Source organism: Microcoleus sp. AT9b-C3 (assembly GCF_036705485.1).
GTDB lineage: Bacteria > Cyanobacteriota > Cyanobacteriia > Cyanobacteriales > Microcoleaceae > Microcoleus.
Map to the genome: position 1 here is coordinate 1 of NZ_JAUBUR010000011.1, position 13,251 is coordinate 13,251.

The 13,251-nt window shown below is 44.5% G+C and carries 9 protein-coding genes; 8 read left to right on the forward strand and 1 reads right to left on the reverse strand.

Annotated elements, in window-relative coordinates:
• Positions 1–347: 347 nt before the first annotated feature.
• The 6 genes from QUB77_RS12410 to QUB77_RS12435 all read left to right on the forward strand — a co-directional run bounded on the left by QUB77_RS12410 (position 348) and on the right by QUB77_RS12435 (position 6,650).
• Entirely contained in the window at positions 348–533 is a 186-nt protein-coding gene (locus QUB77_RS12410) for a LysM domain-containing protein (protein WP_333138832.1), read from the forward strand.
• A gap of 164 nt (positions 534–697) precedes the next feature.
• Positions 698–1,402: a CAP domain-containing protein gene (locus QUB77_RS12415; RefSeq protein WP_333172742.1), complete on the forward strand. Its 705-nt coding sequence runs from the start codon at positions 698–700 to the stop codon at positions 1,400–1,402.
• 146 nt (positions 1,403–1,548) lie between these two features.
• The gene (locus tag QUB77_RS12420; protein ID WP_333172739.1) at positions 1,549–5,436 is read left to right on the forward strand and encodes a glycosyl hydrolase family 18 protein; all 3,888 of its coding nucleotides are present in this window, start codon (positions 1,549–1,551) and stop codon (positions 5,434–5,436) included.
• A gap of 177 nt (positions 5,437–5,613) precedes the next feature.
• Complete coding sequence (locus QUB77_RS12425; protein WP_333172737.1) at positions 5,614–5,856, forward strand: hypothetical protein; 243 nt, start codon at positions 5,614–5,616, stop codon at positions 5,854–5,856.
• Between the two features lie 114 nt (positions 5,857–5,970).
• Complete coding sequence (locus tag QUB77_RS12430; protein ID WP_333172735.1) at positions 5,971–6,087, forward strand: hypothetical protein; 117 nt, start codon at positions 5,971–5,973, stop codon at positions 6,085–6,087.
• Between the two features lie 206 nt (positions 6,088–6,293).
• On the forward strand, positions 6,294–6,650 hold the full coding sequence (locus QUB77_RS12435; RefSeq protein ID WP_333172733.1) for a DNA cytosine methyltransferase: 357 nt from the start codon (positions 6,294–6,296) through the stop codon (positions 6,648–6,650).
• Positions 6,651–7,167: 517 nt separating this feature from the next.
• On the opposite strand, the gene QUB77_RS12440 is transcribed toward QUB77_RS12435, so the two are convergent.
• On the reverse strand, positions 7,168–8,172 hold the full coding sequence (locus QUB77_RS12440) for a zinc-dependent alcohol dehydrogenase family protein (RefSeq protein ID WP_333172759.1): 1,005 nt from the start codon (positions 8,170–8,172) through the stop codon (positions 7,168–7,170).
• 91 nt (positions 8,173–8,263) lie between these two features.
• Between QUB77_RS12440 and QUB77_RS12445 the strand changes: the two genes are divergently transcribed.
• Both QUB77_RS12445 and QUB77_RS12450 read left to right on the forward strand, forming a co-directional pair.
• Positions 8,264–9,490, forward strand: a complete 1,227-nt coding sequence (locus QUB77_RS12445) for a transposase (protein WP_333172730.1) — start codon at positions 8,264–8,266, stop codon at positions 9,488–9,490.
• Between the two features lie 190 nt (positions 9,491–9,680).
• Complete coding sequence (locus QUB77_RS12450) at positions 9,681–13,226, forward strand: EAL domain-containing protein (RefSeq protein WP_333172727.1); 3,546 nt, start codon at positions 9,681–9,683, stop codon at positions 13,224–13,226.
• The last annotated feature ends 25 nt before the right edge of the window (positions 13,227–13,251 follow it).

Below are 13,251 nucleotides of genomic sequence, written 5' to 3' on the forward strand. Positions count from 1 at the left end.
TTATTCATTTTTTTATTCACGATCGAGTATTGCATATAATTGTATCATAGTCTTGATAATGATTTAGGATTGCTATATAAGCTGCTACGCATTTAAATTGAATCCAGAGACGGGATCTAACTCCCGACCAATTTTGGCCGGGTTTTTTTTGTCAATCGCCCGCCCTCGCCACAAATTCTCCTAAATTCTGCCAAAGTGTCCTGAAAGAGGTGCTGTGAGGCGAAAGACTAAATTAGTAGATGCACCCGTCGCTAATTTAGGATGATTGTATTTATGTATTTGTGTAGTTAATTCTGTCTAACTACTTATCTAACACAACTACGTCAATAATCTTTCAAGGAAAAAATATGTCCAGTAAACAAGGTCAACCCCCCTGTCAACATACTGTAGAGTCTGGAGATACATTTTCCAATCTTGCACTTGCCTACTATGGTGATGGTAGCGATGCGAACGCGAACAAAATTGCAGGTGCAAATCCTGGCGTTTCCCCTACAAGTTTGCAAATTGGTCAGAAACTTCAAATTCCTGCTTAACAGATTTGGAAAGCTTGTCCAACTAACCACTGCTAATAGCAGTTATTAAGAGTGCAGAAGGTTAGCCAATCAAACTGACCTTCTGCAACTAACACTTGCAAATGGATTTATATTGACCCGAAGAAGCCAGAAATAACTCTTTTTCAAATTTTGGAGCGTTAATTATGTCAGTCGAAATTTTTGTGGATTCCCAATTCTCTGGAACCGCATCAGGTTCTCTGGATCAGGACTATTCTTATGTTGGGGATTTTTGGAACGACAAAATATCCTCAATTAAAGTTTACTCCGGCACTTGGGAATTTTTTGAGCATGCAAACTTCCAAGGGCGAAGTTTTCAGCTTACACCAGGTCAATATCCTTGGGTCACCAACGCCTGGAATGATATGATCTCATCCTTCAAACAAGTCGAACAAGGTACTCCATCTGCTCCGTCAGGCGGTGGTATGGCGCAAGAGATCCTGAACGCCCACAACTCGTACCGATCGCAAGTCGGAGTTCCACCCCTCACTTGGTCTGATACTTTGGCGAGTCATGCTCAAGAGTGGGCAAATTACCTCAGTTCTAACGGATTATTTGAGCATAGTGGAGCGGAAGGAGAAGGAGAGAACCTTTGGATGGGTACTTCAGGGGCGTTCTCTTTTACGCAAATGATTCAGAGTTTTGGTAACGAAAAGCAGCATTTTGTCAGTGGAACTTTCCCGAATGTTAGTAATACTGGCAATTGGCAGGATGTCGGTCACTATACTCAAATGGTTTGGAAGAATACTACGCAAGTAGGATGTGCTGTTGTTGACGGTGGTGATGGGAACGCTAGACTCGTTTGCCGCTACAGTCCTCAAGGAAATTTTATGGGTCAATCAGTTTTCTAACGGCATCTATCTTCATTAGACATCGACCGAATTTAGATTTTTACTCCAGCATTGCAAGGGTTTTAGTCTCCTAATCGGAGATGTCTAATGGCAGATTTATTGTAAGTTAAATGTAGAACAGTTTATTTAGCGAAAAAAGTTGAAAAATGGGATTCTCTCAATATTATTCAAACGTTCCTGACTGGGTAGCTAAAAGCGAAGGATACCAGACAGGAGCAATGGTCAAATACCAAGGCAACATCTTTTATGCCAACTTCGGGGCTTCAGAACCAGGGGTAGGGGATGCAGCTTATAATGGTTGGCGGTTTTACGATGAGTTGTACGATCAAACACCTCACACGCCGACCGCACAAGCTAAAATCATTGCCTATATTCCTACTTGGAGAAAGAAAGAGGGATTTAACTATGCCAATGATGAGATGTATCGATACATCACCCACGGTATCGTCTCGTTTCTCATGTTTAGTGAGGTAAATCTCAGTGAGTTTGAACCAAAGTCCTTGGATGACGTTAAGGCAATCCTCTCAGATGTGGTCAACACCGGACATCGAAACGGCACCAGAATCTTAATTGCGCTGGGAGGTGCAGTTGATTATGGATTTCTCAATTTGATGACTTCTATAGGAAATAATCCCGATAATCAACTTCTGGATCTCGCCGTACAAAATGTAGTCAATTTTGTCAAGTCAAACAATCTCGATGGCGTAGACCTGGATTTAGAGTGCTGGTGGGGTAAGCCCGGTCAAGGAGATATAGGAGGAAGAGCAAAAGCGGATGGCCCCCACCCAGCAGGATTTGCATTAACTTCATTTGCCCAAAAATTAAAGCAAGCGATGCCTGATAAACTGGTTTCCGCAGCTATTTTTGGCACCTCATGGTATGGCAATAACTACGATCCGAAATTAGCAGACTATACTGATTGGCTTGCGATTATGACCTATGATCTGACGGGTTCGTGGAATGCGTCTCCAGTCGGACCTCAGTCAGCGCTTCTTAAAATACGCAATCAAGAGTCTTATCTGCGAGAGCAACAGGGGAAGTGGCCCGATCCCCAAAATCAAGATCAAGGCCCCGTCAATAATCCGATTCTTTCTGTGGAAGATACTCTCTGGTACTGGACGAACCCATTATTTGTGAACTGGCAAGGTAAGGGACAAAATATACCCAGAGATAAGATAGCGGGAGGAGTTCCAATCTATGGCTATGACTTTGCCTACGGGAAAGATCCAGATGACCTGAGTGGTGAAGTTCCTCCAGGGTATAAATCTATTCGGTACAAAGATATCCTGGCTCAATTTCCGGATGCTCATACGGCTGCCAATGGCAATATTAAAGTGTCGGGAAGTACACCTAGACCTCCTTTTATCTCTGCTTCAGGAAATTACCCGTATACTCACAATATCTACTTTGAAACTCCAGACACTGCTGTTAGCAAACTGAATTTCTTAAAGGATGTGGGAGCGCAGGGAGTGATTATTTGGGAACTTTCTAATGATGTCTGGGAAGATAATAAGAGTATCATTAAAGCTCTTTACCAAAACTCAGGTAATCCGGAGAAACCGCCCTTGCCCTCGACGTTAGAGCCATCTATCACCCCTTTAGGTATTTTTGATAATGCTAAAGCCCTAACGACTGATAGCGCCAACATTATTGGTACATCTGGACCACCAGCCGTGGCGGTCTATGATGACAAGCTTTTCTGCGTTCATGAGGGACAAAGAGAAGATGGTTACCTATGGTACTGCACTTTTGATTTTAAACGTAACGAATGGTCTCAAGATATAAAGTTGAGTTTTGGAACAGGTGGACCACCAGCCGTGGCGGTCTATGATAACAAGCTTTTCTGCGTTCATGAGGGACAAGGAGAAGATGGTTACCTATGGTACTGCACTTTTGATTTTAAACGTAACGAATGGTCTCAAGATATAAGGCTGAATGTAGGAGTAGGATCGAGGAGACATAACAACCCCTCTGCGGCTTTAGCAGTGTATCGTGAGAAGCTTTTCTGCGTTCACGAGGGACGAGGGGAAGATGGGTTGCTGTGGGGCTGCACTTTTGATAAAAATACTCAGACTTGGTCTGAAGATTCAAAGTTGTCATCAGGAGGAAAATGGCCTTGGGACCTCAAAGCAGGAACTTTCGGCTCTGCTCCGCCATTTATCAAAAGCTCTGGTGCACCAGGTCTAGCGGTATTAAATGATCGGCTAATTTGCTTGCATGAGGGATCGTCTGAAAGTGGCACCTTGTGGCATTGTGATTTTAACGGTACAGAATGGTCTAAAGACCAAGAATTCTTTCCGACAGCGGAGCTAGCAGCGCCAGTAATTAGTATAACTGGTCCTCCCTCTCTGGAAGTAATCGATGGCAAGCTCTTCTGCTTTTATGAGGGACCTGGAGCAGATGGTTCCCTACGTACTTTGAATTACGATTCAAAACATGAAGATCGAAATACAAATATTGGTCTATCCGGTTCTCCCGCTGTAAAAGCCTATAATGGCGAGTTGTACATCCTCCATGAGGGGCCTGGGGAAGATGGTCGTTTAATGATGACTATTGCTCCTTTACCCAAAGTACAAAAAGGCTGGATTGAAGTACGAGGGGAGAATTCTTACTGCTACTGTGTATGTAATAGAGCTTCTAGTGAGCAACAAGGGGATATCTCTCATAGCCATACGATGAATATCGAAGCGGGTGCCCCATATTTTTATGCTGTCCTCACTAAAGATGATGATACGGTAGATTTCCCAACTGGTGCAATACTGACAATTCAAGATCCCGATGGAACCAAATACGATCGCGACATTCAAGAAGAAAACCTACTGGTGATCATGTCGGATTCTTCGGTTCGATGTCTTATTGTCAAAGACCCCAAGCCCGGAAATTGGACGATGACGATGACAGTGCCTGAGGGAGTTGGCTTCCATTGTGAATGCAATACAGTTCCGTCTAAAGACCCCTATAAAACGATAACGACTGCCCACAGATATACAAATCGACTTCAGAAGAGAGATTTTTCAGATGACAAGTGGGCGTGGGTTGGACTAGCTATGGTAGCGACCATAACTACTGGCTTTACTCTTACAGGAACCTCCATAGGAGGTCCGTTAGTAGGAGCCGCCATAGGAGGTGCAGTAAACAGCACAATGCTTGCATACATCGCTATTCATTCGGTCGATAACAATGTCCATTATCTTAAATCCATTGCAGAGGCTAATAGTCAGCAGTCCAACATTACCGCTCATGTAGTAAGAATAGCAACATGGAATGTTTTCCATGGCAGGTTAGCAGCCGGCGTTGACCCTTATGGTAACGACCGACCGACATCGGAGGTTGCAAATCGGGTGAATGAGCTGGTTAACTATGGAGCTGACAATAATATTGATATCATTGCTTTCCAAGAGATCCCGCAGTCAATTTTGACTGATGACAACCATCAAATATTTGCAAACATTCGTAACACACCCTATGGATGCATAAAAGTTAATAATGAGTACCCACCACGCCCTAACATAAATGCTCCAGCCCCAGCAAGTGCAACAACTGATGGTTATTTGATACTTTATAATCGACAGCGATTGACATTGATTGGTAATTGGCAGTATTTCAATCCAGCGTCGTTTTTGCAAGGATTAGCCCAGTCTCGTCCGCCAGTCCAACTCCAATTCGGTTTTCGTGAAGTAGATTTCAATTTTTTAACATGGCATACTGAACCTCAACACCACTTCGCCAGCGCGGGTGTGGCACAGGCGGTTAATCTACTCACTCAGCAGCAAGGCAATTGGATAATAGCAGGAGATTTGAATATATATGAACATGAACTCCCACAAGGTGTTGTAAATCCACATCACTTGACACATGATGCTCAGACTCTAGACCACATCATTACAAGCGGAACAGTTGTTAATCCACATGAAGTTCCAGTCATAGGTCCAAACGGAATTCCTGTTAATCCTATTATAGTAACCGATACGCAATGGGGTCGTTTCTGGAGTGATGCCCATTATGTATTATTTGGGATAGCGTGGTTCGAATAAAAGCAGTGCGAGCGCCGCTTTCATCGGGTGCTAAAACATGCGTTACACGCACCATCTAATTCCCCTCTAAATGCCTCAGTCGAGGTGGGTTAGAGTCAGCATAACCCACCCTACAAAATTCTACTCATCCCTATTGCCTTTCAATCATACTCAATTCTTCGGAAGAAGAATATACCCATGAATAACTTACAAATTGTTGCCCCAAAAGGGCATCAAGTCGAGGAAACCATGATAGCCAAAGAGACCATCAGTACAGCAATGCAAAATCTTCGCGAAGCTGTCACGAGCATAGCGCAAAGCTCCAACAAAGAAAAAATTATAGTCGAGGAGTTTCAGGTCGTCGGCTTCGACCCCCAGTCTGCTGTAGCACTTCTCACTCTCCTCGAAGACTCTCAAGGCAATCTCCTCGAAGACCAATGAATATCTAGAGGCTCTGCCTCGATTGAAAAATAGTAGAAAAGATGAGTTTTTACCGCCGGCTTAATAGCCATGAAAAAAATCCGTTTTATTGACTTATTCTCAGGAAGAGGGGGCATGAGATTAGCGTTTGAAGCCGCCGCTCGTTCCTTGAATCTGGGAACGGAATGCCTCTTAAGCAGCGAAATTAATCCCGACGCTCAGTTACTTTACCAGTACCGGGTAGGCGACTAATTGACTATCGCGGTGGCACTTCTCTTCATTCTTGGGAACTGGGTTTGCGAGGCGAGTTCAGTTTAGACAAAATTGAGTTGATGAAGAGTTTTATTTTGAAAAGGCGAAATAAATAATTTGGGCATGACCCAGATGACAAGCTATTAACTAAAGAGCAAATAGCTACTTTTTTTGCTCATCCCAATCTCGATAAAATTTTGGATTCCTTGGTAACAAAAAAGTACCTGCAAGGGAACAACAATCAGCACAAACCTGTAGCCAGTAACTTTTCCTTTGAAGTCTATAAATTTCTCGCTCCGCATAAGATTTCGGTAACAATTGTTGCCAGTGATGCTAATAGATTAGGGGTTTACTCTCATAACCGAGTCCGCAGGATTACTCCCCGCGAAGCAGCACGGTTACAAGGTTTTTCAGATAGTTTTATTTTGCATCCTAACGATGATAAAGCTTATCATCAACTGGGTAATAGTGTAAGTATTAATGTAGTTAAAGCTGTTGCTCTAGAAGTTATCCATAATTGTTTATCCTCAGCAAAGCAAGTTCCTTTGAAAAATGCAGTTTAATAATTCTCAATCATAACCTAAAACTGTATAGGATGGGCAAAGCGATTCGCCCGCCCAACTAATTATTGCGTCACGACCTGTATTATGCAAATGGTGAGTAGTATGGGGAGCATCTCATATTTGTAAAAACACTTCTTCTGGCTCCTTCCTTCTTCCTCCTGCCTTCTGCCTCAAAACTTAGATTTCTACCTGGCTTGGCTGCAAAAGTGAGATTCTCCCGACGGGATCTCCTGCCCGTTCCACAATAATTATATAAAAATTGACTGTCAAATTAGGTGTACAACAGCTTAGCAATCCTCGCATCATTTGTGAATTTCTTACTCCCTCCCCTTGGTAAGGGGAGGGTTGGGGTGGGGTAAAAAATTTACTGCTCCTGCAAGGATTACTATAGCTTTCCTGGGATGATTATGGGATGTTTTGTTTCACCCTTTTTAAATTCACCAACAGTCTCTGGAAATCGCCCCCAATTCTCAATCGCCTGCGATTCTTCAACCCGCCAATTTAAAAATCCGCATTTTTAACCCCCAATTTCAAACACTATTTTACCAGTTACTGAGCCTGTTTCTAACAGTTCGTGAGCGGCTTGCGCTTCTTCGAGAGGGAAAGTTTTGCTGACGTGAATTTGTAGCAAGTTGCGATCGCACAAACGAGCACACTTCTGCAAAATATGAGCCTGCTGTTCCTGTTCCTCCACCAAACCTTCCAGCATTGGTGTTAACATTAATTCCAGACTAATTCTCAGATTCCGCATTCTCGCTGTTTTCAAATTGCCCAAAGCTGGATCGGGTTCCAAAATTGTTACCAAATCTCCATAAATCTTCACCGCCGGAATAGTTTGGTAAAAAGTTTCTCCCCCGACTGTATCGAAAGCCAAATCAACTCCTTGTCCTTGAGTCCAAGTCAAAACCTCATCGACAACATTGGTATTTTTGTATAAAATAACTGAATCTGCCCCTAAGTGCTTGACAAAATTGGCTTTTTCCTCAGAGCTAACAGTTGTGCAAACCTCTGCCCCCTGCAACTTAGCCAACTGTACCGCGACGTGGCCGACACCGCCGGCACCAGCTTGAATCAGCACTTTTTGGCCGGCTTCCAAGCGCCCTCGATCGTACAGCGATTCCCAAGCTGTAATTAAAACTAACGGTGCCGCCGCCGCCTCAGCAAAACTTAAAGCAGCAGGCTTGAGGGCGAGAAAGCGTTCGTCTACAACGGCAAACTCAGCATAAGTACCGATCGACCCGCCCAAACCGCCATTGCAGAAAAAAACCTCGTCTCCCACTTGGAAACTTTGCACACCAGCACCGACAGCCTCTACGACTCCAGCACCGTCGCACCCCAAAACGTGAGGAGCTTTATCGGGGTAAAAAGTGCCGCGCGATCGCAACTTAGTATCGATCGGATTGATACCTGCCGCTCGCAACCGTACCAAAACTTCAGTTTCTGTTTGTATAGTAGGGGCGGGGATATCTTGCAGTTTCAATACGGACGGGCTGCCGGGGGTTTGAAAAACGATCGCTTTCATCATGGGTGTTACACTAGATCAGATAATCCGTAGACTTTATTGTATATTGCTTAGCAAAGCAACAAAAAACTTTTCGTTTATCCCCAAATTTATGATTGTTGTTGAAAGGCCTTACATAGATCGGCAGCATCAGTTTTATAAACAGTTTGAGGACTTTTTCTTTCTGTCGTTCAATCTCTACAATCATGGTAAATATTATATGAGGAAACACTTTTTTACTTCAGGAGCTAAAGGGGGTAGTACCAGAATTATCAAAGAGTTATCGGCCCTTTTAAAACCTACAGATATCTCTCAATCATTCCCTGCTACAATTAGCCATCAAGTTCTCAAGCAAATTCTCAAACAAGTAGTTCACGATTGGGAGGACGGCCAAAAGTCAAAAATAGCTTATGACCGAGATATACCTCGATTTTCATTCCTCCCCAGCATCCCCCAATACAAACATCAAATCTGGGGACATAACTTGGTAAGTCATGATAACCAATCGATAGAAAAAAGGGTAGGCAACAAAAATAATAAACTACTTTATTTATCTCAAAATGACCTAATAATTTCTACAAAATTTCCAATTTTAATCAAGGTAGGTATAGGTCTTGAAACAGCGCTATACTTTGTTAAGGCTGCCCATCAAAAGCTTGTAAGGTTGGTGGATTTAAATTATCACCTCATAACAGGTATAGATTTAGGGATCGATTATCTCGTAGTTGTGGCATCCAATAAGCCAACATTTACTCCAACTATATATGATAAAAAACATCTCAAATCAATCAATCAAGGTTTCAATCAGCGCCGAGCATTTTTACTGTCAAAACTTGATCAGGGAAAATCTACCACGCGCCAAACCCAGCAAATCACCTTTAATCGAAACAAGCAATTAGAAAACTACCTTCATCAAACCAGCAGTTTGATTGTCAAGCGGTTGGTGGATGAGAAAATTATCCAGTTAATTATTGGCACAAATGTGACGTATAAACAAAATATAAGATTAGAAAAAAAGTATGATAATTTTATGGTAATTCCTCCTAGCCAGCTCATAAAATTTATTACTTACAAAAGTGAGTTATTCGGTATCAAGGTAATAGTTACACAAGCATCTTATACAAATAAGCACAGCTTTTGGGATTTAGAGCCTGTGGGTAAGCAAGAGTCTTACCAGCGTAAGAGAGGTAAACGAGGGTGGTTTAGGTCTTTCAATGAAAGTCGGATTAATGCTGATGTCAAGGCCGCGTTAAATATGATTATAAAAGTAAACGAAAACTCACTCTTAGAGGAGTGCCACAACCGTATATGTGTTTGCAATTTCACCTGTCCGGGTTGATCCGGTACGAAAAGAACAACAAAAAGTTTGGTAATGTCAAGTATTGTCCGGTTTTTTGTGAACTGTTAACTCTCTTGTCGCCTTCACGGCGATCTGACCTTGTATTCGTTACCCATCCGTGACGATACTTAGTTATTTTTAAATAGATTGGCTTCAGATAACTACCATAATTGTCGAGCGGTGCTAATCGATGTTCGAGCTAGATTTATTTTTTTACTTTGAGATTCTTGCATATTTTCTGGGATTATCGGCGACTTTAGCCTTGGTGTCCGCGATTTATCTCAAGTGGCGCCGAAGGCCTTCCAATCTACCGCTAGCCCAAGAGCAACGGCAGTTGGCAGAATTAAAGCCCGACGATTTATCTGCGGGATTGAAAATGCGGAAAAACTTTTTGATTTTCCCCAACTCAAATCAGTGGCCGGCAACTGACAGCTTCTTGGGTAAAGTTTTAGGTATGGGCCGCGCTGTATTCTTGGCCAAGCAAGAGCGCCTAAGTGTTAATTCTTCGCCTCTTTTGGGGTCTGGAACTAGCAAAACCCTAAATCTGAGCATTTCGGGTTCGATGGGAGAAAATCCCGATCGCCCGAATGCCGAGAATCCTCCCAAAGTTACTGCTTCCGAGCAATTAGAAGAACATTTGCTGGGCGAAATCCTAGCAGCTACTGATTCGCCGGGGGGAGCTGAATTCTTTGATGCCTTAGTTTGCCACTTAGCCTCAGCACTCGGAGTTCGCACCGCCGTCGCTGCCAAATCGATTAAGTCGAAGGCACGCACCAATGCTGCGACCAATAGATTGCAACTTATCAGTTTTTGGAGCGACGGACAGCAGCAGCCAAACTTTGAGTTCGACACCGCCAATACTCCCGAAGCGCGGGTGCTCGAGGCGGGAATGTATTCGTGTCCCGACTACCTGTGGGAAACTTTTCCAGAAGACCGCAGACCGGTAGTTAAAGGTGCGCGCAGTTTCCTAGGAGTCTTGCTTAAGAACTCTTACGGGGAACCTTTAGGCATTATTTGTATTTTTCACGATCGACCCTTGGTCGAAGCGGATCTGGCCAAATTCCGATTAATTCTCAGCATCTTTGCGGGACGGGCCGCCGCCGAATTAGAGCGGCAGCGCCTAGAAGCAGCACTGTCCACTGTAGAAGCGAAATACTGCGCCTTGGTAGAACAAATGCCCGCTGTCACCTACATTTCTCCCCTCAACCGCAAGGCTGCCAAACTTTACATCAGCCCGCAAATCGAGACTTTTCTGGGTTATTCTGTAGCTGAATGGAGAGCCGACCCCGACCTGTGGCTGAAACTCGTTCACCCAGAAGACCGCGACCGCGTGTTAGTTGAAAACGCTACACAGAAATTCAGCGATGGAGAAGATATCTTCTGCGAGGGGTCGCTGGTTTCAGAATACCGCGCGATCGCCCGCAACGGTCGAGTCGTCTGGTTTCGCGATCAAGCGACTGCAGTTCGCGATGAAGCAAGCAAGTCTGTCATCCTTCAAGGTGCAATGTTTGACATCACAGAGACTAAAGTAGCAGCCAGCGCGCTGCTAGAAAGTGAATACCGCTATTACACTTTGGCAAAAATACTGCCGGTCGGGATTTTCCGCGCCGACGCGGCTGGAGATTGCTTGTATGTCAATGAGCGATTTTTGGAGATGGCGGGACTGACGGCGCCAAAGGCACTAGGCGAAGGTTGGGCGCAAAGTTTGCATCCCGAAGACCGCGAGCGTGTTTTGAGCCAGTGGTATGGCGCTGTTACACAAAAGTTGCCCTGTAAGTTAGAGTATCGCTTTTGCAACGGTGACTTCACAACCTGGGTATTTTGGCAAGCAGTGCCAGAAATGACCAAAAGCGGAGAAGTTCTAGGCTATCTAGGCACGTTGACCGATATCACCGATCGCAAGCAGGCAGAATTCGCCCTGCAACAGGCGGAAGAGAAATACCGCAGTATCTTTGAAAATGCGATCGAAGGCATTTTTCAGACAACGCCCGACGGACGCTACCTCAGCGCTAACCCTGCTTTGGCGAGAATTTACGGCTACGAGTCGGCGGCCGAATTGATCGCGAATATCCAAGACATAGACCGCCAACTCTACGTCGATCCCAGCCGGCGTGTCGAGTTTTTGCGCGCGATCGAAAAACAAGGTTTTGTGTCTGAGTTCGAGTCCCAAGTTTACCGCGCTGACGGCACTACTATCTGGGTTTCGGAGAACGGCCGGGCAGTTCGTGACCCTGATGGAAATTTACTTTACTACGAAGGCACTGTCGAAGATATTACCCTCCGCAAAATAGCCGAAGATAAGTTAGTACACGATGCTTTGCACGATATGCTAACCGGTTTGCCCAACCGATCTTTATTTATGGATCGCTTGGGACACGCGATCGATCTTTCAAAACGCCGCCCCGAGATTTTGTTTGCGGTGCTGTTTATCGATCTCGATCGCTTTAAGGTTGTTAACGACAGTTTGGGGCATTTAGTGGGCGATCGGTTGCTGATCGCGATCGCGCAGCGCCTGGGAATCTGTTTACGCGCTGGAGATACTGTTGCCCGTCTCGGCGGCGACGAATTCGCTATTTTGCTGGAAAATATCAAAAGCGCCGAGGATGCGATCCAGATTGCCGAACGAGTGCAGGCGGAACTGGCAGAGCCTTTTTACCTTAACGAATATCAAGTTTTTACCAGTGCTAGCATTGGCATTGTTTGTTCTGGTTTTCCTCCGTATCCAACGGAAACTCGCAAACTGTCGAGTCCCGAAAATCTGGGAAATATCGATCGGGAAACTTCTTTGTCTTGCTTATCTTCCGACTCTCCTGTTCCCAATGTCCCGTTCGCCATGTTGTACGATCGACCGGAAGAACTGCTCCGAGATGCAGATGCTGCCATGTATCATGCGAAGGGATTGGGCAAAGCTCGCCACGAAGTTTTTGACTTAAGTATGCACACTCGCGCCGTCGCCCTTTTGCAACTGGAAAACGACCTGCGACGCGCTTTAGACTCCCAGGAATTTCAGCTTTACTATCAGCCCATCGTCTCTCTAATTACGGGTAAAATCAGCGGTTTTGAAGCGCTGCTGCGGTGGTATCACCCGGAGCGGGGTGTCGTATCTCCTGCCGAGTTTATTTTAGTAGCTGAAGAAACTAGATTGATTATACCTATGGGCTGGTGGATGATGCGATCGGCTTGTCATCAGATCCACGAGTGGCACCAAAAATTCCCAGCAAATCCGCCCTTGACTGTCAGCGTCAACCTTTCTAATCAACAATTTAAACAACCGGATTTAATCGATCGCATTCGCGAAATTTTACAAGAAACTCAGCTTGACCCCCGCACTTTAAAGGTAGAAATTACTGAAGGCGTCATCATGGAGAATGCCGAATCGGCAGTCGCTATCCTCGCGGAATTGAAAAATTTAGAAATTCAATTATATATTGACGATTTCGGCACTGGCTATTCTTCTTTGAGCCGCCTGCACACTTTTCCAACTGATGCTTTAAAAATTGATCGAGCTTTTGTCAGCCGCATGACTGAAGATGAAGGCAACGAAGCGATTGTACAGACTATTTTAATTTTAGCCAGTCATTTAGGTATGGATGTAATTGCTGAAGGCATCGAAACCAGCGAACAGCTTAATTTACTCAGAGCGCTGCAATGCGAATACGGACAAGGATACTTTTTCTCAAAGCCGATAGACAGCATCGCAGCCACACTTTTGATAGAAAGTCAACCCAAGTGGTAATTTGACTGTTAACTGTTGACTGTTA

Bases quoted from the DNA above. Each gene is read 5' to 3' on its own strand.
- QUB77_RS12410 (WP_333138832.1), top strand. From the start codon at position 348: ATGTCCAGTAAACAAGGTCAACCCCCCTGTCAACATACTGTAGAGTCT.
- QUB77_RS12415 (WP_333172742.1), top strand. From the start codon at position 698: ATGTCAGTCGAAATTTTTGTGGATTCCCAATTCTCTGGAACCGCATCA.
- QUB77_RS12420 (WP_333172739.1), top strand. From the start codon at position 1,549: ATGGGATTCTCTCAATATTATTCAAACGTTCCTGACTGGGTAGCTAAA.
- QUB77_RS12425 (WP_333172737.1), top strand. From the start codon at position 5,614: ATGAATAACTTACAAATTGTTGCCCCAAAAGGGCATCAAGTCGAGGAA.
- QUB77_RS12430 (WP_333172735.1), top strand. From the start codon at position 5,971: ATGAGATTAGCGTTTGAAGCCGCCGCTCGTTCCTTGAATCTGGGAACG.
- QUB77_RS12440 (WP_333172759.1), bottom strand. From the start codon at position 8,172: ATGAAAGCGATCGTTTTTCAAACCCCCGGCAGCCCGTCCGTATTGAAA.
- QUB77_RS12445 (WP_333172730.1), top strand. From the start codon at position 8,264: ATGATTGTTGTTGAAAGGCCTTACATAGATCGGCAGCATCAGTTTTAT.
- QUB77_RS12450 (WP_333172727.1), top strand. From the start codon at position 9,681: ATGTTCGAGCTAGATTTATTTTTTTACTTTGAGATTCTTGCATATTTT.